Origin of the sequence: Aeribacillus sp. FSL M8-0235, from assembly GCF_038000355.1 — a bacterium.
Taxonomy (GTDB): Bacteria; Bacillota; Bacilli; order Bacillales; family Aeribacillaceae; genus Aeribacillus; species Aeribacillus composti.
On the sequence record NZ_JBBOBW010000001.1, the window covers coordinates 1,296,105 to 1,319,989 of the forward strand.

Annotated in this window: 18 protein-coding genes; 14 read left to right on the forward strand and 4 right to left on the reverse strand. The window is 39.4% G+C overall.

All coding sequences use genetic code 11. From position 1 onward, the window contains the following. Positions 1-30: 30 nt before the first annotated feature. From NSQ71_RS06380 to NSQ71_RS06425, 10 genes are all read left to right on the forward strand, one after another. On the forward strand, positions 31-1,011 hold the full coding sequence (locus NSQ71_RS06380) for an ABC transporter ATP-binding protein (RefSeq protein ID WP_340733402.1): 981 nt from the start codon (positions 31-33) through the stop codon (positions 1,009-1,011). Further along, positions 1,001-1,777 (forward strand): ABC transporter permease, encoded by a 777-nt coding sequence (locus NSQ71_RS06385; protein ID WP_340733404.1) that lies wholly within the window; start codon positions 1,001-1,003, stop codon positions 1,775-1,777. The genes NSQ71_RS06380 and NSQ71_RS06385 overlap by 11 nt, the downstream gene beginning before the upstream one ends. 1 nt (position 1,778) lies before the next feature. Further along, positions 1,779-2,567, forward strand: a complete 789-nt coding sequence (locus NSQ71_RS06390) for an ABC transporter permease (protein ID WP_327863096.1) — start codon at positions 1,779-1,781, stop codon at positions 2,565-2,567. Positions 2,568-2,970: 403 nt separating this feature from the next. After that, complete coding sequence (gene fdhD / locus NSQ71_RS06395) at positions 2,971-3,759, forward strand: formate dehydrogenase accessory sulfurtransferase FdhD (protein WP_311067091.1); 789 nt, start codon at positions 2,971-2,973, stop codon at positions 3,757-3,759. A 12-nt stretch (positions 3,760-3,771) separates the two neighbouring features. Beyond that, complete coding sequence (gene fdhF / locus NSQ71_RS06400; RefSeq protein WP_094245451.1) at positions 3,772-6,717, forward strand: formate dehydrogenase subunit alpha; 2,946 nt, start codon at positions 3,772-3,774, stop codon at positions 6,715-6,717. Beyond that, positions 6,710-7,180, forward strand: coding sequence for a DUF1641 domain-containing protein (locus tag NSQ71_RS06405; RefSeq protein ID WP_063386390.1), 471 nt, complete (start codon positions 6,710-6,712; stop codon positions 7,178-7,180). The genes fdhF and NSQ71_RS06405 overlap by 8 nt, the downstream gene beginning before the upstream one ends. 304 nt (positions 7,181-7,484) lie before the next feature. Then, positions 7,485-9,359, forward strand: coding sequence for a molecular chaperone HtpG (htpG, locus tag NSQ71_RS06410; RefSeq protein WP_339194874.1), 1,875 nt, complete (start codon positions 7,485-7,487; stop codon positions 9,357-9,359). 572 nt (positions 9,360-9,931) lie between these two features. After that, positions 9,932-11,182, forward strand: a complete 1,251-nt coding sequence (locus tag NSQ71_RS06415) for an IS4 family transposase (protein WP_340733408.1) — start codon at positions 9,932-9,934, stop codon at positions 11,180-11,182. 167 nt (positions 11,183-11,349) lie between these two features. Beyond that, positions 11,350-12,114 carry a metallophosphoesterase gene (locus NSQ71_RS06420; RefSeq protein WP_340734411.1) on the forward strand — a complete coding sequence of 255 codons (765 nt, stop codon included), beginning with the start codon at positions 11,350-11,352 and terminating at the stop codon, positions 12,112-12,114. A 1,401-nt stretch (positions 12,115-13,515) separates the two neighbouring features. Then, on the forward strand, positions 13,516-14,010 hold the full coding sequence (locus NSQ71_RS06425; protein ID WP_339194877.1) for a hypothetical protein: 495 nt from the start codon (positions 13,516-13,518) through the stop codon (positions 14,008-14,010). Between the two features lie 130 nt (positions 14,011-14,140). Here the strand turns inward: NSQ71_RS06425 and NSQ71_RS06430 are convergent, their stop codons facing one another. Then, a complete protein-coding gene (locus NSQ71_RS06430) occupies positions 14,141-15,361 on the reverse strand; it encodes an MFS transporter (RefSeq protein ID WP_340733410.1) in 1,221 nt (406 codons plus the stop codon). Between the two features lie 1,099 nt (positions 15,362-16,460). Here NSQ71_RS06430 and NSQ71_RS06435 point away from each other — a divergent pair. Beyond that, positions 16,461-17,576, forward strand: a complete 1,116-nt coding sequence (locus NSQ71_RS06435; RefSeq protein WP_066251654.1) for a cupin domain-containing protein — start codon at positions 16,461-16,463, stop codon at positions 17,574-17,576. Positions 17,577-17,622: 46 nt separating this feature from the next. Continuing rightward, positions 17,623-18,471 carry a fumarylacetoacetate hydrolase family protein gene (locus NSQ71_RS06440; protein ID WP_066251651.1) on the forward strand — a complete coding sequence of 283 codons (849 nt, stop codon included), beginning with the start codon at positions 17,623-17,625 and terminating at the stop codon, positions 18,469-18,471. A gap of 105 nt (positions 18,472-18,576) precedes the next feature. Here NSQ71_RS06440 and NSQ71_RS06445 read toward each other — a convergent pair whose 3' ends face one another. Further along, positions 18,577-19,821: an IS110 family transposase gene (locus NSQ71_RS06445; protein ID WP_340733413.1), complete on the reverse strand. Its 1,245-nt coding sequence runs from the start codon at positions 19,819-19,821 to the stop codon at positions 18,577-18,579. 304 nt (positions 19,822-20,125) lie between these two features. On the opposite strand from NSQ71_RS06445, the gene NSQ71_RS06450 reads away from it, so the two are divergent. Both NSQ71_RS06450 and NSQ71_RS06455 read left to right on the forward strand, forming a co-directional pair. After that, on the forward strand, positions 20,126-20,527 hold the full coding sequence (locus tag NSQ71_RS06450) for an acyl-CoA thioesterase (RefSeq protein WP_063386378.1): 402 nt from the start codon (positions 20,126-20,128) through the stop codon (positions 20,525-20,527). A gap of 102 nt (positions 20,528-20,629) precedes the next feature. Continuing rightward, positions 20,630-22,219, forward strand: a complete 1,590-nt coding sequence (locus NSQ71_RS06455) for a class I adenylate-forming enzyme family protein (protein WP_340733414.1) — start codon at positions 20,630-20,632, stop codon at positions 22,217-22,219. A 577-nt stretch (positions 22,220-22,796) separates the two neighbouring features. On the opposite strand, the gene NSQ71_RS06460 is transcribed toward NSQ71_RS06455, so the two are convergent. Both NSQ71_RS06460 and NSQ71_RS06465 read right to left on the reverse strand, forming a co-directional pair. Beyond that, entirely contained in the window at positions 22,797-23,108 is a 312-nt protein-coding gene (locus NSQ71_RS06460) for an ATP-binding cassette domain-containing protein (RefSeq protein ID WP_340733416.1), read from the reverse strand. Positions 23,109-23,350: 242 nt separating this feature from the next. Beyond that, positions 23,351-23,842: a DUF7878 domain-containing protein gene (locus NSQ71_RS06465; protein ID WP_066246766.1), complete on the reverse strand. Its 492-nt coding sequence runs from the start codon at positions 23,840-23,842 to the stop codon at positions 23,351-23,353. Positions 23,843-23,885 lie beyond the last annotated feature (43 nt).

Sequence of the window (23,885 nt, forward strand, 5' to 3'; positions counted from 1 at the left end):
ATGGTGTTCGAAGAAACAGAGGGAGGCACTATGTCAATTCATGTAGAGCATTTGTACAAGCAATTTCGAGTTCACGTTCGGCAAGCAGGGTGGACGGGGGCTGTACGCAGTTTGTTTAAAAGGGAAATTCGTACTGTGGAAGCGGTGCGAGACATTTCATTTACCATTCCTTCGGGAGAAATTGTCGCATTTTTAGGGCCGAACGGAGCGGGGAAAACAACGACAATTAAAATGCTGGCCGGTTTGCTTTATCCAAGCTCCGGGAACATTCAAGTTGCCGGATATGTACCGTTTGAACAAAAAGCGGAATTTAAGAAGATCATGAGTTTAGTCATGGGACAGAAAAGCCAGCTCATATGGGATATTCCGCCAATGGAAACGTTTCTCGTCAATAAAGCGATTTATGAAATAGAAGACCGTGCGTTTCGGCAAACGTTGGATGAGCTTGTCGAGCTGCTGGAGTTAGAAGAGCTCTTGACGAAACCAACGCGGAGTTTGTCTCTCGGACAGCGGATGAAATGCGAATTAGCAGCCGCGCTTTTGCATCGGCCGAAGGTTTTATTTTTGGATGAACCGACGATCGGCTTGGATGTCCATACGCAGGAAAAAGTCCGCCGCTTTATAGGACAATATAACCGCGAGCACCGAACGACAGTATTGTTGACGTCGCATTACATGGGCGATGTGACAGCGCTGTGCGATCGGGTGCTCATTATAAATCATGGGAAGCTGTTATATGATGGTGAATTGGACATGTTGACGGAAAAATTGACGCCGTATAAATTGCTAGAGGTTCAGCTTTCGTCCATTCCCGATATTTCATGGGATGCATACGGCGAATTAGTCGATGCAAAAGAGGGTAAAGTAACGCTTCGTGTGCCGAGGGAACGCATTCACGAGGTATCCTCCCGATTTTTGCAGCAGTTTGATGTTCGCGATTTAAATATAGAAGACCCGCCGATGGAAGAAGTGATAACGCTCGCGTTTCAGGAGGATGCACATGTTTCGTAAATACTCTGTTCTCCTTCGCATGAAATATGTGGAGATGTTTGCCTACCGGCTGGCGACGATCGTGTGGATGACAGGAGCCATGGTTCAGCCGCTGATCACGATGATGGTCTGGATGAATATTGATCCTGATCAGGAGAATGAGTTTATTTTTTACTTTGCGGCATTGATTTTTGTTGAACGCATGACAAGCGCTTGGGACGTTTGGGAATTGGAGCGGGAAATAAGGGAGGGAACCTTTTCTTATCAAATTGTCCGTCCGTTTCACCCGATACATTGGGCCATTGCTGAAAATATCGTGTATAAAGCGTTATTTTTAGTCATTTTAATTCCGGCATGGGGCCTATTGGCGGTCTTTATTCCGGCGCTGCGGCTGGATCAAATAAGTGCGGCGCAGTGGCTGTTATTCTTTTGTGCGCTTTTATTGGCAGCGGTCATTCGTTTTTTATTCAGCTACACATTTGGTCTGTTAGGTTTTTGGGTGACAAAAGTGACGGCTTTGTACGGCATGTTTGAAGCGGTGTCTCTCTTTTTGTCGGGCCGCATTGCACCGATGTCGCTCCTGCCGCCGCTTTTGAAAACGATCAGCTTTTATTTGCCTTTTCGATATATGGTCGGGTTTCCAATCGAAATTTTGACCGGAAGCGTCCAAGGGATGGATATTGTGTACGGATTTGGATGGGCTGCAGTTTGGTGCATGTTTTTTATGCTTGCAGTATTGTTGCTTTGGAAGGCTGGTCTAAGGAAAAACCAAGCTGTGGGGGGATAATGTGAAAAGACATTGGCGCATTTTTTGTGAATTTTTTCGGACTTGTTTAGTGGAGGAGCTCGAATATCGCAGCGAATTTTTAGGGAATTTCCTGTCGAGTTTGTTTGGCATTGGGATGGCTATTTTGACAATTCAAATATTTTTTTATCAAACAGATAACCTCGGCGGTTGGAAATATGCGGATGTTCTGCTGCTTCTTGGTATATTCAATACGCTGCAAGGATTGATTGATTTTGCCCTGCGGCCCAACATGTCCCGTCTGCTGCAGCATATTCGCATGGGGACGTTTGATTATGTATTGACAAAGCCGGTCGACAGCATGTTTTATGTCAGCTTCCGCCATTTAGTGTTTTGGCGCCTAATTGATGTGCTTCTTGGCATCGGCTTGATAATCTATGCGTTAATACAAAAACATTATATGCCGACAATAATGGATGCAGTGATGTTTTTCATTAGTATCGGATCTTCGCTTGTCCTGATTTACGCGCTGTGGATGATGCTGATGACCACCTCCTTTTGGGTTATTCGTATCGATGATCTATCGTTTGTTTTTAATTCATTTTTTGAAACAACACGGTTCCCAATCGGAATGTATAGAGGCTGGCTTCGCATCGTGCTCACATACATTTTGCCAGCTGCCTTTATTACAAGCACGCCGGCGTTGTCTTTGCTTGGAAAATGGAACGGGATGACAACAATCCTATCCGTTGTACTTGCCGGGCTGTTCTTATGGATATCGCGCCGGTTCTGGCGGTATGCGCTCCGATCGTACACAAGTGCAAGCAGTTAAATATTCCGTGCATTGAAAAATGGCAGCAGAGAATGTGAAAAATTTGCTAATAATTTTAAACGGTAGATGTTGGTTAAGGAATGACCGAATAGCTTATTAGATGGATAGATGAAAAAGCAGAGGGGTTACAGTTTTTCAGTTGCTTTTCCCCAGCTGTTTGGCACGATAAAAGACAATGATCAATGGATGATTTTTTCGAACAAGCAGTCTGCCAAAATCAGTCGATGTCGCTTGAAAGATATATATTTCTCCCCTCATTTTTCCCAGGCTGACCTAGCTTAGGTTTTTCCAGTGAAACAGTTTCCTTGTATGGACAAATAGAGAAAAAAAGAAGAAAAGGATTTTTTCTGCTTCTGTCGAATATTTTATTTTAAAGGTGTGATTAAAAAGGAAGGTTCCCATTATGGAAAAAGAAATTATTTGTAAAAGAGAAATAATCAAAATTGATCATCAAAACAAGAAAGTGGTGATAGATGAAATTGCGATAGAGTATCCGTTAACAATTTTTGTGGACAATGAGGAATTCGCCACATTAGTATGCTCGCCGTCCCATGTAGAGGAGCTTGTATTGGGCTTTTTAGCTTCAGAAGGGATAATCCGCATAAAAGCAGATGTGAAAGCGCTTCAAATTGATGAGGATAAGGGGTTTGCCTATGTTCATTTGCATCAGCCGATAGGGGATAAGAAAGAGTTTGTTTCCAAACGCTTTATCGGCTCCTGCTGCGGAAAAAGCCGACAGTTTTATTTTTATAATGATGTGAAAACAGCGAAAACAATTTTGAGCAGCATGACGATTTCTGCCGCACAATGCTTTCAGTTAATGGAAATGTTAAATGAAGCTTCATCGGCTTTTAAGCGTACTGGAGGCATTCATCATGCGGCATTATGTTCAAAAGAGGGATTGATTAAGACATTTTCTGACATTGGACGACATAATGCTTTAGATAAATTATATGGCTTCTGTCTAAACGAAAGCATTTCTTTAAATGATAAAATAATCGCTTTCAGCGGGCGGATTTCCTCAGAGGTAGTGCTGAAGGTTTCGAAAATTGGATGCGGTATACTTCTATCAAAATCGGCTCCAACAAATTTGGCACTTCAATTGGCAGAAGATTTAAACATTACAACTGTTGGGTTTATACGGGAAAATAAAATGAACATTTATACACATAGCAACAGAATAACAAAATAACAGGGGGAACGTATCGTGGGAAATGTAACGATTACGGTCAACGGGGGAGAAATAACCGCAAGGGAAAATCAATATCTTCTGCAGGCTTTGCTCGAACATGAAATGGATGTACCGCACGTTTGTTATCATGAAAGCTTGGGCGCAATTCAAACATGTGATACTTGTATGGTGGAAGTGAACGGGGAGCTTGTACGAGCCTGCAGCTACAAAGTCCAAGAAGGACTCGTTGTTGAAACAGAGACTTCTAAAGTAAAAGAATCTCAAAAATTAGCGATGGATCAAATTTTAAAAAATCATGAATTATATTGCACAGTTTGCGATAAAAACAATGGAGATTGTACAATTCATAATACGGTTAAAGCTTTAGGCATTGAACATCAAAGCATTCCGTTCCAACCAAAACCGTATGAAGTGGATTATTCAGGATCATTTTATCGATATGATCCAAATCAATGCATATTATGCGGACGCTGTGTAGAGGTGTGCCAAGATGTTCAAGTAAATGAAACATTGACGATTGATTGGAGCAGAGAGCAGCCTCGTGTGATCTGGGACAACGATGTGCCGATTGATCAGTCCAGCTGCGTAAATTGCGGCCAATGTGTAACTGTATGTCCGTGCAATGCCTTAATGGAAAAATCAATGTTAGGGGAAGCCGGCTTTTTAACAAATGTAGAACCTGGTACATTACGATCGATGATTAATTTGACGAAGGAAGTGGAAACAGGATACGGTTCGCTAATGGCCATCTCAGATACAGAAGCTGAGCTGCGCAAGGAAAGGATCAAGAAAACGAAAACAGTTTGCACATACTGCGGAGTTGGCTGTTCATTTTATATATGGACAAAAGACAGAAAAGTTTTAAAAGTTGAACCAACACCGGAATCGCCGGCAAACGGAATTTCCACTTGTGTAAAAGGGAAGTTCGGCTGGGATTATGTCAATAGTGAAGAACGGCTGACAAAACCGTTGATCCGGGAAGGCGACCATTTTAAAGAAGTTGAATGGGATGAGGCGATTCGATATGTTGCAAAACGGTTTAAAGAAATAAAAGATGCACATGGCCCTGATGCTTTAGGATTTATAGCTTCTTCCAAAGCAACGAATGAAGAATCGTATTTACTGCAAAAATTTGCCCGTCAAGTGATAGGAACGAATAATGTTGATAATTGCTCAAGATATTGTCAATCTCCAGCAACGGTTGGACTATTTCGTACTGTCGGCTATGGCGGTGATTCAGGATCTTTTTCTGACATAGCTTCCTCTGATCTTGTCATCATTATTGGCGCCAATACAGGGGAATCGCATCCGGTTTTGGCATCAAAAATCAAACGAGCGCAAAAACTTTATGGACAAAAGCTGCTCGTGTTTGACTTAAGAAAGCATGAAATGGCGGAGCGGGCCGATATGTTTATCAGGCCAAAGCCGGGAACGGATCTTGTTTGGCTGTCAGCTGTAACGAAATACATCATTGACCAAAATTGGCATGATGAAGAGTTTATCAAAGAACGAGTGAACGGCTTTGAACAATATAAAAGTAGCTTAGAGCCGTTTACGTTGGAATATGCGGAAGAAGTGACGGGAATTTCCAAGGACACGCTGATCAAGGTTGCTGAAACGATTCATCAATCTAAAACAATGGTCATTTGCTGGGCGATGGGAGTCACTCAACAGCAGCGCGGAAGTGATACGAGTACTGCCATTTCCAATTTGTTATTAGTGACAGGCAATTACGGCAAACCGGGCACTGGAGCCTATCCGCTGCGCGGCCATAACAATGTTCAAGGGTGCAGCGACTTTGGAAGCATGCCGAACTTTTTCCCGGGATATGAAAAGGTAGCGGATGAAAAAGTCCGCAGCCGTTATGAAAAAGCTTGGGGCGTGACATTGCCTAAAAATCCGGGAAAAGACAATCATCAAATGGTTAAAGCGATTCATGAAGGCGCTCTGAAGGCATTATATGTGACTGGCGAAGATATGGGGATTGTCGATGCCAATATCAATCAAGTCGGCGCCGCTTTTGAAAAGCTGGAATTTTTCGTTGTGCAGGACTTATTTTTAACAAAAACGGCCCAATATGCAGATGTTGTGCTGCCGGCCAGTCCAAGCTTAGAAAAAGAAGGAACTTTTACCAATACAGAACGCCGGATTCAGCGATTGTATGAAGCATTGCCGCCTCTTGGAGATTCGAAGCCTGATTGGCAAATTTATTGTATGCTGGCGAAAGCGCTGGGCTTCAATTGGGATTATCAGCACCCTGGAGAAATTATGGAAGAAGCGGCGTCGCTCGCACCGCTTTTTGCCGGTGTTTCCTATGACCGTTTAGAAGGATTTTCAAGCTTGCAATGGCCTGTTGAGAAAGATGGAACCGACTCGCCGCTTCTTTATGAAGATCAATTCCCGTTTGCCGATGGAAAGGCACAGCTTTATCCGCTTCAAGTCGATTATTTATATGATGTAGATGAAGAGTATGATCTTCACGTGAACAACGGGCGCTTGCTAGAACATTTCCATGAAGGGAACATGACGTATAAATCACAAGGAATCAGCCGGAAAACCCCGAACGCTTTTATAGAAATTTCGAAAGAATTGGCTGAAGAACGCCGTATTCAAGAAGGAGCCATTGTCAAGCTTATTTCCAAATACGGCTCTGTAAAAGGCCCTGTTCACATAACGGATCGCGTGCAAAAGCATGAAATCTTTATCCCATTGAATGATACGGGCGAATTGGCTATTAATCGTTTAACAGGCAATCATGCTGACCGCGATACGAACACACCGGCATATAAAGAAATTGCCGTAAAAATGGTCGTATTGAAGGAAAAAGGAGACTCCCCAATTCGTCCAAACAACCATCGAAACGGAAAAAGAAATCCGCAAATTGGGGTCAAAGTAGAGAAGAAATGGGAGCGCAGCGACTACACGTTTCCCGGAAGCAAGGTGAAAATACATGGCTAAACCAATTACAACCATCAAAAAAATCGAAGTGTCACAAGAAGAAAAAAGAAAGCAAAATTTATTAGAAATCGAGCAAGCGTTAGCAGACAATAAAGAGGCAGTTTTAGAAGGCATAGCATGTTTACGGAAGCTTCACGATGCAGGTGTTCTGGAAATCGCCAATGCCCTTTTAGCGCGGAAAGATCAAGTACTAGAAAACGTGGTTAAGGAAGTCAGCAGAAAACCGAACATTGATGTTTTAAAAAATATCGTCAATCTGTTGATGCTGCTGGGAACAATCGATCTCGAAAAGCTGCAGGTAATGACGACAAGAATGAATGCTGGAATACAAGAAGCTGCGGCAAGCGTCAATAAAGAAGAAACAACTTCTTTTTTCCAATTGCTATCGGCTTTAAAAGATCCTGACATCAACCGATCGATTACTATGCTTCTTCATTTTTTAAGAGGAATGGGGAAATCTTAAAGGATTGGCAATAAAAGTGAAGCTTGAAAGTTGCGAGGGAATGCTTTTGTGCTGAAAAACATCCTGATTGGTAAAGAAATTTGCAACCATTATGTGGAAAGACAAAGCCCTTCTCATTCGAAAACGACTGTTGCCTATCGTTCGTAAAGAAAAACTCAAGAAAAGTGCAAAGCGGTCAATCATTCGGAGTTGACATAAAATTAAATATTTGTTATTAAAAAAATGATGATTAGCACTCGATTGATTAGAGTGCTAATTTTTATCTTAATTTTGCACATACGCTTTTTAGAAAGGAGAGGCGGTCATGGAAAAAAAAGAGTTTCAAGCCGAGTCGAAAAGGTTATTAGAAATGATGATCAACTCCATTTATACAAAAAAGGAAGTTTTTTTGAGAGAGTTAATTTCAAATGCAAGCGATGCGATTGATAAAATTTATTACAAAGCACTGACTGATGATTCGTTAACCTTTCAAAAGGATCAATACTACATAAAAGTTATTCCAAATAAAGAAAAGCGGACGCTCACAATCGTTGATACAGGCATAGGCATGACAAAAGAGGAATTGGAAGAAAATCTTGGTACGATTGCAAAGAGCGGGTCGCTCGCCTTTAAAAAAGAAAACGAATTAAAAGACGGCTATGACATTATTGGACAGTTCGGCGTTGGCTTTTATGCCGCCTTTATGGTAGCGGATGTTGTCACTGTCATCAGTAAAGCGCTGGGCAGCGATCAAGCATATAAATGGGAATCAAAAGGCGCTGATGGTTTTACAATCGAACCATATGAGAAGAAAGAGGTCGGAACGGAGATCATACTAAAAATCAAAGAGAATACTGAAGATGACAACTATGACGAATTTCTTGACGAATATCGGTTAAAACAAATCATTAAAAAATATTCCGACTTCATCCGCTATCCGATCAAAATGGATGTCAAAGTACAAAAACCGAAAAATGAGAACGAGAACGAATTTGAAGAGGTTGTTGAAGAACAAACAATCAACAGCATGGTTCCGATTTGGCGGAAAAATAAAAGTGAACTGACAGATGAAGATTATGAAAACTTTTATGCCGAAAAGCATTATGGCTTTGATAAACCGTTAAAACATATTCATATTAGCGTAGATGGTACGGTTCGCTATCAGGCGATTTTATATATTCCGGAAAAAACGCCATTTAATTACTATACAGCAGAATATGAAAAAGGGCTTGAACTGTATTCCAACGGCGTGTTAATTATGAACAAGTGCCCGGATTTACTGCCTGACTACTTCAGCTTCGTTAAAGGAATGGTTGATTCTGAGGACCTATCGTTAAATATTTCAAGAGAGATGCTCCAGCATGACAAGCAATTGAAAATCATTGCGAAAAACATTCAAAACAAAATTAAACGCGAACTAGAAAACCTATTAAAAAATGAAAGAGAAAAATATGAAAAGTTTTATGAAGCATTTGGCAGACAATTAAAGTATGGCGTTTACAGCGATTTCGGCGCAAATAAAGAAACATTGCAAGACTTGCTTATGTTCTACTCTTCAAAGGAGAAAAAACTTGTCACCTTACAAGAATATGTATCAAGAATGCCTGAGGAGCAAAAATATATTTATTATGCAACGGGCGATTCGTATGAACGAATTGAAAAGCTGCCGCAAACTGAGCTGGTTGCAGATAAAGGCTATGAAATTTTGTATTTGACAGAGGATATCGATGAATTTGCGATCAAAATGTTAATGACATATAAAGAGAAAGAATTTAAATCAGTCTCCAGCGGCGACTTAGGAATTAGCGAAGAAGAAAACAAAAAAGAAACTGAAAAAGAACATAAAGAGCTGTTCGAACAAATGAAAAGCATTTTGGGTGATAAAGTAAAGGATGTGCGAGCATCAAAACGGTTAAAAACACATCCTGTTTGTTTATCAACAGACGGCGAAATCACTATTGAAATGGAAAAAGTGTTAAATGCTATGCCGAACAGCCAAAACATTAAAGCGGAGAAAGTGCTTGAAATTAATACAGATCACGAAGTCTTTCAAACGCTAAAAGCAGCGTATGAAAACGATCAAGAGAAGCTGAAGCTGTTCACAAACATTTTATATAATCAGGCTTTGCTAATTGAAGGCCTGCCAGTCCAAGATCCTGTTGAGTTTACAAATGACATTTGTAAAATTATGGTTTCTTAAAAATCCAGGGCACATCTAGCGATTTGTCAAAGCTTGAACAATTTGCAGAGTTCAGCGCCACAACCGGAAAAACTTAGCTGGCTGAAAGGTGCACGATTTATAGATAAAGAAGCACAAAGAACCGATTGACTGATGCAAAAGAGCAGCAAGGCAGCAGCGGATGGATTTCGCAGATATGAAAATGAATGCTTGTTTTAGCTTTTAACGTATGGACATGCGCAAAATAATTAAGAAAGGCAAACCTGTCTTTCCGGCAGAGGCGGAAGGCAGGTTTGTTAATAGTTTGAGCTCTTTTGCAGCTAAGAGTTTTTTTTCAAATTCCTTTAACTCCCACTAGGATCGTTTGAGAAAGTTCGTTATACTTTGGGGAGAGAGGAGTTTGGTTATGCTATTTTTTGTTATATTATTTTTTCTTGGACTTTTCATATTTTTTTTCAGTAGCATTGCATTAAGTTAATTTTAATTTGTCAAGCCCAATTTTATGTTAAATTTCATCTTTTTGGATATAAAAAAACTCCTTATAATTAGGATTGGCAGTCCTATCCAAATCCTAAGAATAAGGAGAAACCATTATGGATAAGAATACCACAGAATCCACAATAAATGAACTATTTAAAGAGATCGATCCAATAACTTTTTCAAAACTAATTAATGTGATTGACGTTGACAAATACATTAAAAAATTAACAGCGTATAAGTTTTTACAACTTTGTATCATCGCTCAGATAAATGAATTGGAAAGCTTAACAAAATTGGCCAAACATTTGAAAGACAAGGAAGAGTTGCAGACATATCTGGAATTTGATGCAATTAGTACTTCGCAACTTTCTCGCAAATTAGGCCAATTATCCCCTCAACTGTTTGAAAAAGTATTTAAATATCTGGTCTTAAAGATCCAAGGGCAAATGAAAAATGCCCCGATCATCCGAAACATTGGTCGTCTTCTGGTCATTGATTCTACCACGATGAGCATGAGTTTGAGCCAATATCCATGGGCAACTTTTCGTAAGACAAAGGCTGGTGTTCGACTCCATTTAAAGGTTGTTGTAACGAAGGATATCACTGTTCCGGATCAAGGGATTATCTTACCCGCGAAACATGCCGATCGCACACAGATGGACGAACTCATTGAAATCGATCCAAATGCGATTTACTTGTTTGATCGAGGGTATGTCGATTACAAACAGTTCGACCGCTTATGCCGAGAAGGGGTGCGATTCATTACCCGGCTTAAAAAGAACGCAGAGATTGAAGTTTTATCGGAACGGATTCCCAATCCAGAACGTTTGATTTATAGGGATCAGATTGTCATTTTAGGAAATGACCGTAATCATACCAAAATGACTCATCCTCTCCGATTGATCGAAACGGTCGACAGCGAAGGGAATCCCGTGATCATCATAACCAATTGCTTTGATCTTTCTGCGGAAGAGATTGCAGATTTATACCGATATCGCTGGAAGATAGAGACCTTCTTTAAATGGATGAAACAGCACCTTAAGATAAAAAGATTTTATGGAAAAAGTCAAAATGCCGTTTACAATCAAATTTGGATCGCCCTAATCACCTATTGCTTACAGGCCATGCTCCAATTAAAAGTGAATCACGATGGTCCTTTATTAGAGATCAAGCGAACTTTACAGAATCTGCTTTTTAAAGGTTTTGACTGTTTTGTTCGCTCCCTTTTTAAAAAGCCAATTCGAACGTCCAACGGTCGGAAAAAATACGATTGGGAAAAAGATTTTGAAACCATCGTGTACCAATTTGAAGAAGGGGAGGTGGAACACCTAGACGATTTAGTTTATGATCCAATGTTTCTGTAATATATTGCCAAATTGTGGAAGTGGACTGCCGATTAAGACGTCATTGTCCTTTTAAGCTTGCTTAGAAAGATTGTATGTCTGAATATTCAGTTACATGAAATAACTGGAATTTTTATTGAGCTTGACAAACATTAAATTTTTTTATGCAACGCTACTGATTTTTTTTAATAAAAGGAAGTAAAAATACAAAGGATGTAGCTGTTAAGAAAATCACAGTTCGCTGCCCCGATAGGAAAGCTTCTGCAAAGAATATAAAAATACTCCATCTATCTGATTTACACCTAGAAAACTTATCGATCAGCCCAAAGGAATTAGATGAGCTGATTTCAGCAGAACCAATTGATCTTATTGCACTGACAGGTGATTTTCTCGACCGGAAGAGAAGCATCCCAAAACTTTCCGCATACTTGGAAGTATTGAGAAAAACAAATCCAACGTACGGCACGTATGCTGTGTTCGGCAATCACGATTATGTTTTAAAGGAAGAAGACTTTGAAACTTTGAAAAAAATGCTGCAGCATTACGGGATAAAGACATTACAAAATGAGCACGTGACCATTCAGCTTGAAGAAGAATGCTTGAATATTATTGGCATTGATGATTACACGACAAACCGCAGTTATGTTCAAAAAGCTTTTCACGGAGTAGAAGAAGGAATGCGATTAGTGCTGACCCATGATCCAAGCGTTATTCTTGAAATGGAAAACATTCCGTTTGATTACTTGCTGTCCGGTCATTTCCACGGCGGACAAATCAATTTGCCAAAGCCGTACCATCTTTTTTACAAAGGCAAGCTTCCAAGAATGAACATTATTAAAGGACTCCATTACCATAACGAGCGGCCGTTTTATATTAGCGAAGGCCTAGGACAAACAGGAGTGAACATCCGAATTGGCAGCCGCCCTGAAATTACGTTTCATCAATTTTCATAGTATTTTTAACATATCTCTAAAATTGTAATGTTAAGATTGTGAAGTTTTCCCTACAATGTTGAAGATGATTCAATAGCTAAAGCAGGATGAACTCCTGCTTTTTTCTTGTGCGCCCGGCATGGGTGTAATCTATAGGGTGAAAGTCCCGAGCTGCGAAGGCAGAAGTAGCAGTTAGCTTAACGCAAGGGTGTCCGTGGTGACGCGGAATCTGAAGGAAGCGAGCGGCAAACTTCCGGTCTGAGGAACACGAACTTCATATGAGGCTAGGTATCACTGGGTGAGTTTGCAAGACAAAACAAAGCCCTTTCTGCCGAAGGTGATACAGAGTAAATGAAGCAGATGGATGGAAGGAAAGATTACACTCTTACCCGGGGAGGTCTGGCTGGCACGCCAAGTAACCTTGGTAACCTATCTAGTGATAGATAGCTGAACAGTCAGAAGTCAGCAGAGGTCATAGTATTAGTTGGTCTAGAACAACTAAGAAGGACCGAACAATTAAGAGAGAATAGCCCTTGGCATTCAGTGAGTCATGATGAACACAGAAAACGTAGTACCTCACTTGAGGGAGGAAGCGGTGAATCCCGTGGGAGATCTCTTGGAGGGTGGAGTGACCACTGGCATAAAGAGAACAGCTATTCACGGAAGTTATAAAGACTTGCGTCAATTATCTTAATTGAACCGCCGTATACGGAACCGTACGTACGGTGGTGTGAGAGGACGGGAGTTAATCGCTCCCTCCTACTCGATTTTGCAAAAAAGAGTTTTTTTTCTTGTATCTTTAATAAAGTCAGCTTTCCGTTTATTTGTTATTTATAAAAGGTTAATCACAGAATCTACTAAGATCCACATTTGCTAATAACTAAAGTTAAATTTACGCTTTTCCTCTAATAGAAATGCATGAATCGATGAAAAAATATAAAGCAATCACACCTTTTGCTCCCATTGTAAAATTGAATAAACAATACTTGCTGCTTTTCCATTGTTCAGCGTGTTGATCAATCGGAATTTTCAACGATCTTGAGTTCACAAAAAATTTTTTGTGAGCGCTTATTAGTTTTTTAACTTCATCCTTTCATTCGTTTCTCCGGTTTTTTTGTCGATGACTTTATTTCTGAACGCCTATAAACATGGTATACTCTTCCTATAAGGAGGCGGAGAAAAGATTTTTTTCACGATTGGGGTATTTAATGGAGAAAAAGCAAAAACTATTTCTAATCGCAAGCTTTAGCAGGAGCTTTAAAGGGAGAAAGTAAAGATTTCAAAAATATTTGCGGCTGCAACGTTCTTATTGCCGTTTCCCTTTGAATTGGCTGGTGATTAAATTTGTCGCCTTCTTTTTACATAGCGACGCAGTCATTGAAGCGATGACAGAAGAAATGATTTAGGAACGGAGGTTTTTTAATGCTGCCAAAAACGATCGATCAATTGGATCAAATTCGGGAAGAATGCCGTAAATTAGTGAATAGACGTTCATCTGTTTCTGCTATTGCTGCAGCTGTTCCAATTCCGGGTATTGATGTGACGGTGGATGCTGCACTTGTGAAAGATCTGCTAAATGAAATTAATCAAAAGTTTGGTTTATCAAAAGAGCAAGTTGATCAATTGGACGCGAAAACAAAAGAGCTCATTATCGTACTGGCAACTTCATTAGGAAATGAACTCATCGGAAGAACAATTGGCAAAAAATTGGTGCTGAGCTTGGTGAAAAAAGCTGCAACCCGGATGGCGGCAAAACAGACGAGCAAACTTATTCCTCTCATTGGAATAGGGGTTTCGGCCGGGATTAGCTTTGCAACGATGAAATATTTAGGAAATAAACATATTGATGATTGCTATAAATTAGTTAAACAATATATCGAACAGGAGGCGTCATCAGAAAATTTTGCTGCAAAATAGTGAGTCTGGTTAGCTGCAATATTTCTAACAATAACCCCCAAAAAGCACTGATGATGATTAATTCAACTAGATAAAATCTCAGAGTAAATAGGATTAAAGCAATGATAAAGCCCCCATTGCTTAAAGGGGGCTATTGTTGAAGAGAAGATTTTCGATCGTGCTCCAAACTTTTCGGCTTTCTGGCAAAACGATGCTGTACAAAGAGGCAATATAAAACTAAACCTACCAACACATAAAGCGAAGTGTAAAAATATAAAGATGTAAATCCAGTAAACACAACAACTGCTCCAGTTAAAAACGATCCGAGGCCGATGCCGATGTCGAAGATCGATAAAAAGGTGCTGAGAGAAGCCGCTCTTCTCTGTGGAGGGACAATTTGTATAGCCATTGTTTGGAAGCTTGGAAACAAGGTTCCCCATCCAAGACCGATAAATACTGCACTTAACAAATAGATGAAGGATGTATTTGCCATGCTCAATATAAATAATCCGAAGGCAAATGAAACGATACATGGGATAACAATGACATTTGCGCCGTATCGGTCAAACCACCTTCCGGTAAACGGCCGGGAAATGAGCAAAACGATTGCATACACGACGAAGAATAAATTCGAACCGGCGCCAAGATTCATTTTTTCCGCAAAAACGGAGACGAACGATAATACAGTCGAATAAGCAAAAGCTAAAAAGGCAGCAATCAACGCAATGCGGAATGCTGATACCTCTACAAGTTTTTCAAAGCTGAAATTCACTTTGAAAAGTTCTTTTTTATTTAGTTTTGGCTTCATTTCATGCAGGTTAACTATTCCCCCGGTCAAAAGCGCCCCAACGGAACAAATAAGGGCAATGACGAGCATGACAAAAGAACCCCAATGATCTAACGAGGTAAGCCCTAAAAACGGTCCAATCACCATGGCGACATTGGAAGATAAAATAAAATATCCCATTCCTTCTCCTTTTTTCGATTCCGGCACGATATCTGCCACAATCGCCCCTGTTGCGGTTGTCGCGATCCCGAAACCGATTCCATGAAGAAAACGAATGATCAATAATAAGACAATTGAACTGACAAATAAATAAGAAATAGAGGCGATCAGGAAAATGACCAAGGAAATAATCAACATTTTTTGTTTTCCAAGCTTCTCCATAAATTGGTCGACGAACGGGCGAGTCACGATCGCAGCAAATAAATAAACCATTGCTATTAAGCCAGCCTCAGCTTCGCTGCTTTTTAAATCTTGAATGACAAAGATCGGCAAGGTGACCAGCAAATAATAATAGTTCATAAAAAGAAAAAAATTACAAATTGAAATACTAAAAAAATTTTTCGTCCATAATTTTGCTTCTTCCATATTTGTCCCTTCTTTGAAAAAAATCATTTTTTCAGACTTTTTAAACAACAAACTAATTGTACACCTTTTTTTAAAAAAATAAAAGAATCGTGCAAATGGTATGAAGAAAGCGGTGAAACGAAGGCTATCCATTGTTTTTCACCGCTTTCTATTAAAATATTCACTATTTAAATAATAAATTTCATTAACATGTGTTCATTTTGATTCTAGTATTCAAAATGGAACATATTCTATTTCAAAACAAAATATTCGATATTTTGGGATTTAATATTTCCCAGAATGAAGGAATCGATTTCCATGCCATTGGAAATCTTTCAATGAAACAGGAGCTAGGAAAATAAGTTTTCGAAATCAGCGGGTGATTGTGAGCGGAAAAGAGAGGAAAAACAAATAAGTTTTAAAAAAACGGCAGAAGATGCGTTATCCGATTACGGAAGTTGACCTAACATAGAGAAAAACCGTGGAATTGTTACAATTTATCTTCATTAAGTGGAAAGTACGTGAATAGTTTAAAAAAGTTAATAAAAAATACATTGTCCGGCAGTAAAGCATTGCGTCCTCCTTTTATTGGTTCATATTTCACGAGGTCGATCAATTGGTAATTCAGGTTATATACAATGATCCAAAATATTTTTTGCACGAAGTATTGAGAAATATTCAACAGTTATGAAACTATGATGCTGCTGCTATGCCAGTTGATCCTACGCTGTAGGCGGAAAGTTCGGTGTAACCATTCAATGGAGAAGAAAAAACTGGAGTATCAGAATTTTAGCGAAGATTATAATCAAAACAAATGAGGCTTGCATGAAAGTTTAATAGAAAGAAACTTTCTGTAAGCCTTTTTTTAGCGTGATGACAAATATTGAGCAGATGAATTGAAATGAGGAAAGAATGCACAGGCACTGCTGAGTGAGGTATCCGCCCGGTTTTTAGAAAATAAATTCTGACTATTGACAATATTAATTTTCTTTTTTAATATCGAATTAAGTAATTAAGTTCCCTATATCAGGAACAAATAAAAATTTTTTTTTTAGGATTGATGGAAACGCATACATGATCATTAGTTTTGGATCAATTTTATTTTTCGGGAGGGTTTCCTATGAGCAAAAAAGAAGTCATCACGGACACAGAATTAAAAGAATATTACGATGGGATGAAAAATAGTTATTTAGGTCCGCTATGGTATGATTTAGGACACATGGTGACAAAAGAGCCTGTTCATGATGTGGAGCCATATTTATGGAAGTGGAAAACGATCCGCGATTATGTTATGAAGGCGGGAGAAATTTTAGAACCTGGAAAAGATGCTGAGCGGCGCGTTGTTTATTTGCAAAATCCTAATCTATTAAAACATGGATTAGTCGGATATGGGACACATACGTTGTATGCCGGAATCCAGCTATTGCTGCCGGGGGAATTTGCTCCTTCGCACCACCATTCTCAAGGAGCGATCCGTTTTATTATTGAAGGTTCTGGAGCTTATACAGCTGTGAATGGGGAAAAAGTGTACATGGAACGGGGAGATATGATTCTTACTCCTGCATGGACATGGCATGAACATAAACATGAAGGAACTGAACCGATGATTTGGCTGGACGGTTTGGATGTAGGACTTGTGAAAAATTTGGCTGCTTCTTTCTTCGAACCTTATGAAAATGGATTTTACCCTGAACAGCCGCCTGAAAATTATTCAACTGAAAAATTTGCAAAAGGTGCGTTCGTTCCGAAAGGCAAAAAAGAAAAGCCTGGGTATCCTTCTCCTATTATTGGCTACAAATGGGAGCGCGCCAAATATGTTTTAGAGCAAATGAGTAAATCGCCAAAGGAAAACGAAGATCCGTATGATGGTTATGCGATTGAATACATCAATCCGACAACAGGAGGATCGGCAGATGAAAGAATCGGTTCGATGATGCAAAGATTGCTGCCGAACCAGCATACGAAAGCGCATCGCCATGTGCACAGCGCCATTTACCATGTTCTTGAAGGAAAAGGATACACAGTCATTAACGGACAAAAATTTGAATGGGAAAGAGGAGACTTCTTCATTCTGCCGCCGTGGAGCTGGCATGAGCATGTCAATGAAGGATCGGAGGACGCCTATTTGTTCTCATTCAATGATAAGCCGGTTATGGACATTCTTGGATTAGAATATGAAGAGGCCCATCCGGAAGGGCATCAAAAAATTGAAAAAGTATTTACTCCAGGCCCGTAAATAGATTAAAAATTGTGCAGAAGCGATTTAAGTGAGGAGTGTGCCTATGAAAATTGCCATTTTTAATGATAATCGATTAGGAATCGTAACAGGCCAAAAAGTTTCAGATGTAACAACTACCGCTGACTGGGATCAAACAAAGCCGCATGAATCATTAGTAAGGCTGATGGAAAATTTTGATTCATTGAAAGATACACTGGAAAAGGCAGCTCAAGAAGGAAAACAGTACGATCTTGAAGAAGTAGTTTTTAGAGCGCCTGTCCCTTCACCAAGCAAAATATGGGCTGCTCCTGTTAACTATAAAAAGCACCAAGAGGAGATGAACAAACAATTTAACAACGCTCCGAGAACGATTGAAGAACTTGCGCTGTTCTTAAAAGCTCCGTCATCTGTTTCAGGTCCGTCCGATCCGATTTTGCTTCCATTTAAAGACAGAAGAACAGATCATGAAGCAGAACTCGGATATGTCATCGGCAAAAAAGCGAAAAATGTTAAATATGAAGATGCAAAAGATTATATTTTCGGCTATTTCGCCTTATTGGACATTTCCATCCGGGGAAATGAAGAGAGAACATGGAGAAAATCTTTTGATACATTCACACCGATCGGTCCATGGATCGTGACGGCTGATGAGATTGAAAATCCAAATGATCTTTCATTGAAGCTCTGGGTCAATGAAGAATTGCGCCAGGACGGAAGCACGAAGCATTTAATTTATGATTGCTACAAATGTTTGGAAGTCGCATCGACTTATTCGACATTAAACCCTGGGGATATTATCGCAACCGGAACTCCTGAAGGTGTCGGACCGATCCGTGATGGAGATGTCGTCCGCATTCAAGTTGGAAGTGTGGGGGAATTTTCCGTAAACGTAAAATTTGCAGATGAGAATTAGAAGGTGGAAGTCTGAAATATCTCTTACGGGCGACCACTGAAATAGAGGGCATAGTAAAATAAGCCATCGATCGATGACCTTGATGGAAATATTTGGATATAAAGGTTAGGTTGCAACAGTAATTATACGAAACCCTTGGGATTTAGCTAATAAAAGAGCTTGTTCTACCGTGATTTCACGGTTTACTGGAAGAACATCAGCTTTTTTATATAAATTCGGATTATATGGTTCTTTCTTTTTGAGAATGTTGTAGATAGCTGTTAAAAGCATACGTGCAATGGCAATAATTGCTCGTTTGTGACCCCTGCGCTTTTTGAGTTTCAAATAGCGGTTTCGAATTTCGGGATGTTTTTCACTTTTGACTACAGCGGTGGCACACTGTACCAAAAGAGGCTTGATGTAGCAGCCTGCTCTCGAAATTCTTACTGACTTTTTCTTGCCGGCACTCTCGTTATTTGTGGGTGTAAGTCCTGCCCAGGAACATAAATGCTTAGCTGTCGGAAACACGTTCATATTGACACCTATTTCTGAAACCACGGCAATGGCGGAAAAGATGTTCTTAAAGGACGGAACAGTTAAGATCAAGTTCATTTCCTCTGTGTAGGACGCGGCAAGGGAAAGAATTATTTTTTCAAGGTCAGCTTTACGAGATTGAAGGTCTTCATAGTGCTGTTTCATCACCTTTAATTTTTCAGCCTGCTCCGGTGTAATAAATCCGTCAATGGCTAACTCCAATTCAGGCAGTTTACTCTTCATGGAGCCGTGGATTAAAGGTTCAATATCAAAAGAAGTGTCTAAAGGGTTCTTAAGGAGCTTTTCAATGATGTTCATAGAGCTTTTGCCGAAGGTATCTGAAACAACATTTCCAAGCTGGATGTTAGACACGGTTAAACTGTTTTGAAGACGGTTCTTCTCACTTGACATAAAATTAGTCAGTTTAAAACGATAGCGCATAAGGTCACGCAGCTGTCTAATCTCAAGTGGTGGCATAAAGCTTCCAGCCACAAGGTCATGCTTAAATAAATCAGCAATCCATTTGGCGTCTTTTTTATCTGTTTTCTTGCCACGGATCGCCTTGACGTACTTAGGGTGTGCAAGAGTGATGTTGCAGGAAGCTTCAAGTACATTAAACACAGGAATCCAGTATTTCCCGGTAGATTCCATACAGACATCCTTACAGTTATTTTCACAAAGCCATTGTGACAGCTCATTCAATCCTTTTGTATAGGTAGAAAAGCGATGGCGTTTGTAAGTTGTAACTCCTTTGATTGTTGAGGCAATACAGGCAACAACAAAGGTTTTGTGGACATCGATTCCACAACAGATAGGGTATACAATTTTTAAGGCCATAGGGAATGATCCTTTCAGAGAATTATAGGGATAGACAGCATTGACTGATTGCCCAGCAATAAACGAGTAGTTGTTTATACAAAGATAAGTCTGCGTGCTCGAAGTCACACTTATTTGTGCTTGGAAAGGCAATCTACACATATAAACATGCGGTCACCCTGCAACCAGAGTGGCCCACTCACCTCCGCGTGATTTGTAGTTGACTGTTATCCCTATGACTTTAGAATAATAAAAATAACGCCGGTGGCACAATTGTTTCATTACGTTTTGTGCCTTGAGCGAAGCGAAAGGAATGGATATAAACATGAAAAATATTTATACGTTTAGAGTAGTGTGGGGAGATACAGACGCTGCTGGCATCGTGTTTTACCCGAATTTTTACCGATGGATGGATCAAGCCTCGCATGAATTGCTGCGCTCCGCAGGCTTTCCTGTGGCGAAGCTGCAATCGGATGAAAAGATCATTACACCGCTTTTGGAAGCATTTTGCCAGTTTAAATCACCTCTTCTTTATGATGATGAGGTAGCTGTCCATTCTGAAGTAGTAGAAGTTAACAACAAAGTTTTCAAAATCAAGCATACGTTTAAAAAAGGGGATCAAGTTGTAGCAGAAGGCCATGAAGTGAGAGCATGGACATCTGTCGCAGAAGATCGGCCAAAAGCAGTGCCTGTTCCTGAACATGTCAAAAACATCCTTTTGTCTTAATTTTAAGCTGAAGGCAAAGGTTGTTTTTGATAAACTCAATCGGAAAACCGCCATGTATGTAAGAAGGCGGTTTTCCGTCTACTTTTGATGGGAGGGATTTGAATGGCAGCAAACCGGATGACTGAAAATGTGCTGATTCATGAATTGATTGAAGAATCGGCAAAAAAATTTAAAGACCGTGTTGCTTTTGCAGAAGGGGACAATTTCTATACTTTTGAAAATTTGAATCAATTATCATTAAGATTGGCGAGGCATTTTATACAGCTAGGTTTGAAGAAAGGCGATGCCATCTCTGCACAGCTGCCCAATTGCTGGGAATTTGTTGTCGTACATCTTGCTGCATCGAGAATTGGGTTAGTGTTTAATCCGCTCAGTCCAAACTACCGGAAAAAAGAGCTGCAATATATGCTTTCACATTGTGAAGCGAAAGCGTTTGTCACAATTGACAATTGGAAGGGATTCAATCATGAACAACTTGCTCATGAATTGAAGGCTCAGCTTCCTCATTTACAGCATGTTTTGGTGGCAGGGGAAAAGAAGAATGACCGCAGCATAAGTATCACAGCTTTGCTTGAATCAGAACCTGATTCCGTTTCTGATCAAGACATACATGAAAACTTACCGGCTTTTGATGATCCGTGCATCATATTATTTACATCAGGTACAGAGTCCAATCCTAAAGGAGTTCTTCATACATTCCGGACATTTGTTCCGTGCCATCTGCTAAATGGCAAGGAGTATCAAATAACGGACAATGATACCATTTTATGCTTAACTCCATTATGCCACATGTTTTCACTGCCGATGATTATCATTAGCCTTCGATATGGAGCGAAGCATTTACTTTATCCAGAATATAAATCAAATGAAATTATCGACTTATTGAAAAAAGAAAAAGTATCTTTTTTGACTGCTGCACCCGCACATTTAATTGACTTATTAAGACAGTGCGAACAGCAAAATGTAAGCGGTTTAAATCCTCGGCTTATTTTAACTGGGGGAACAAAAATACCGGCGAAAATGGTTCAAGATCTTAGGGCTACATTAAACTGCGATGTTGCTGCTCAGTGGGGCATGAGCGAAATTTGTGCAGGAACCTTTACTCGTCCGGGCGATGAAGCTTCGTTAACATGGGAAACAGTTGGCAGACCGGCTCCGGTCGGGGAAGTCATCATTGTAGATGAACGGCACAAACCGCTTCCGACGGGCGAAATAGGAGAAATCGCTTTTAAAGGAGAAAGCTTATTTATTGAATATTATAAAAATCCGCAAGTAACCGCCCAGTCGTTTACGGAAGATGGCTATTTTTTAACAGGGGATCAAGGCTGGCTTGATGAAAAAGGATACCTTCATTTCGTCGGACGGACGAAAGATACGATTAACCGCGGCGGATTAAAATATCATGCTTCAGAAATTGAAGAAGCATTGCAAATGCATCCGAAAATCAAACAAGTGGCAATCGTCAGTGTTCCGGATCCTCGTCTAGGCGAACGGGGCTGCGCCTTCGTCTCTTTGCGAGAAAATGAAACGATTGATCTGGAGGAAATTAAAGAATATTTGCAGGAAAAAGGATTTGCAAAGTATAAGTTTCCAGAATATTTAGTGATTAAAGATGAACTGCCGACCACTCCGTCCGGAAAAATTTCAAAAGGGCTTGTCAGAGCAGAAGCAGCATCCTTATCTGAAAATTAAGCATGTATCAAGGCAGACAACGAACAAAGGTTGTCTGCCTGTTTTAAACGACATGCTTTGGTCAAACGTGACCAGAACTCACAAAAGATCAATAAAAAAGTCTGAGAAACCTTTTTTAAAAAGCTGCCCCAATGTTTGCACCAGCAGATCTTATTTTCTGAACAAAAACGCATAAGGGCTACTTTTAATGGGTGCTAGTTCATGTTTTGTGTGCTAGTTCTCTTTTTCATTTTAAAAGTTTAAACCCCATTCTTTTTTTGCCACGGATTTTATTTCGTTAATAGCATTTTGCTTTTTTTGAAGAATATGTTTATATTTTTCATCATCTTTTACAATAAGACCATATAAAGAGGGGTCAAAACAATTAAATCCACTTTATCTTTGCTATTACTTATTGATAAATTGGTATATGTCTGGAAAAGGGGAGCTTCATATACTGTAAGAACCATATCTGATTCGTTTTTCGCATAATCACCTAATGGGTTTTGTTCGAATCCTTTCGCATATGTTTTCACCAATTGGCCATTGGCATAAGTGTGGATGCCGATATATAAAGAAAATTTGACAACAATTTTTTTTATAATTCAATGATAACATCTCCCATCTTTTTTAATTCCTCATCATGTGTAACCAATATAATGGTCTTTCCTAATCTATTAAGTTCTTTTACATGTTCCATCACTAGATTGGCGTTATATTTATCCAAGCTTCCTGTCGGTTCATCTGCCAATATAATACTGCATTTTTTCATAAACAGACGCGCAATGGCTACTCTTTGCTGTTCTCCACCGGACAAAGTATATATTTTTCTTTTTTCGTAACCATTCAATCCAACTTTTTCTAATACTGCTGAGACAGTGGTATTGTTTCTATATTTCTTGTCGATCATAGAATGTTTTCTTCAACAGATAAAGTTTGGGCGAGGGAAGTGGATGACTTCTTTGGTTACAAAGAAAAAGACGGGCGGTATATTAAACGGTTTGCATTGAAACATTTTTTGGTAGAAGGAGAGGAAAACATATGACAGAAGAAAGTTAAAAAACCAAACCGAAAAATTCATTAATTTTAATATTAATATTTTCTTGAAAAGAGAAAGAGAGACTTGTTTAATTCAAGTCTCTCTTTTATTTGCTAATAATCATCCGAATAAGGACCTTTCATCAAAGGGATATGTTTTATGAATTTTTTCAATTCGATTCCAAAGTAATTTTCTATATCTCGTTTTAGATTTTGCTCTAATTGAATAAATTCCCTTACGATATAGTCTAAATCAAAAACATTGTACAAATCTTGCTCTGCCCAAATAGATTTCACTCTTGCTTTATTTGAAAATGGAATTAAAGACAGAATAGCACCATCTTCATAATCGTCATATTCAATCGTATAATAATGGAATTCTGGAATATGTTCATCTGTGACTCTGTTTTTCCATTCGTATAATGCTTTATAGAATTCTAAAATAGCAAGTTCTGTTTCAAAGTATAACTCATTATTGATTTTTATTGTAAGTGTAGCTTCTACCGCTAATATGGTAGGAACATCACGTTTATCTTTATTTGAAATAATTCCATTATCAACTACAAAATTGTATTCAAAAGTTATTTTACTGGAAATGCTGTCCATATCTTACCATCATATCCTATCACTATTCTTATTTTTGTTTCAC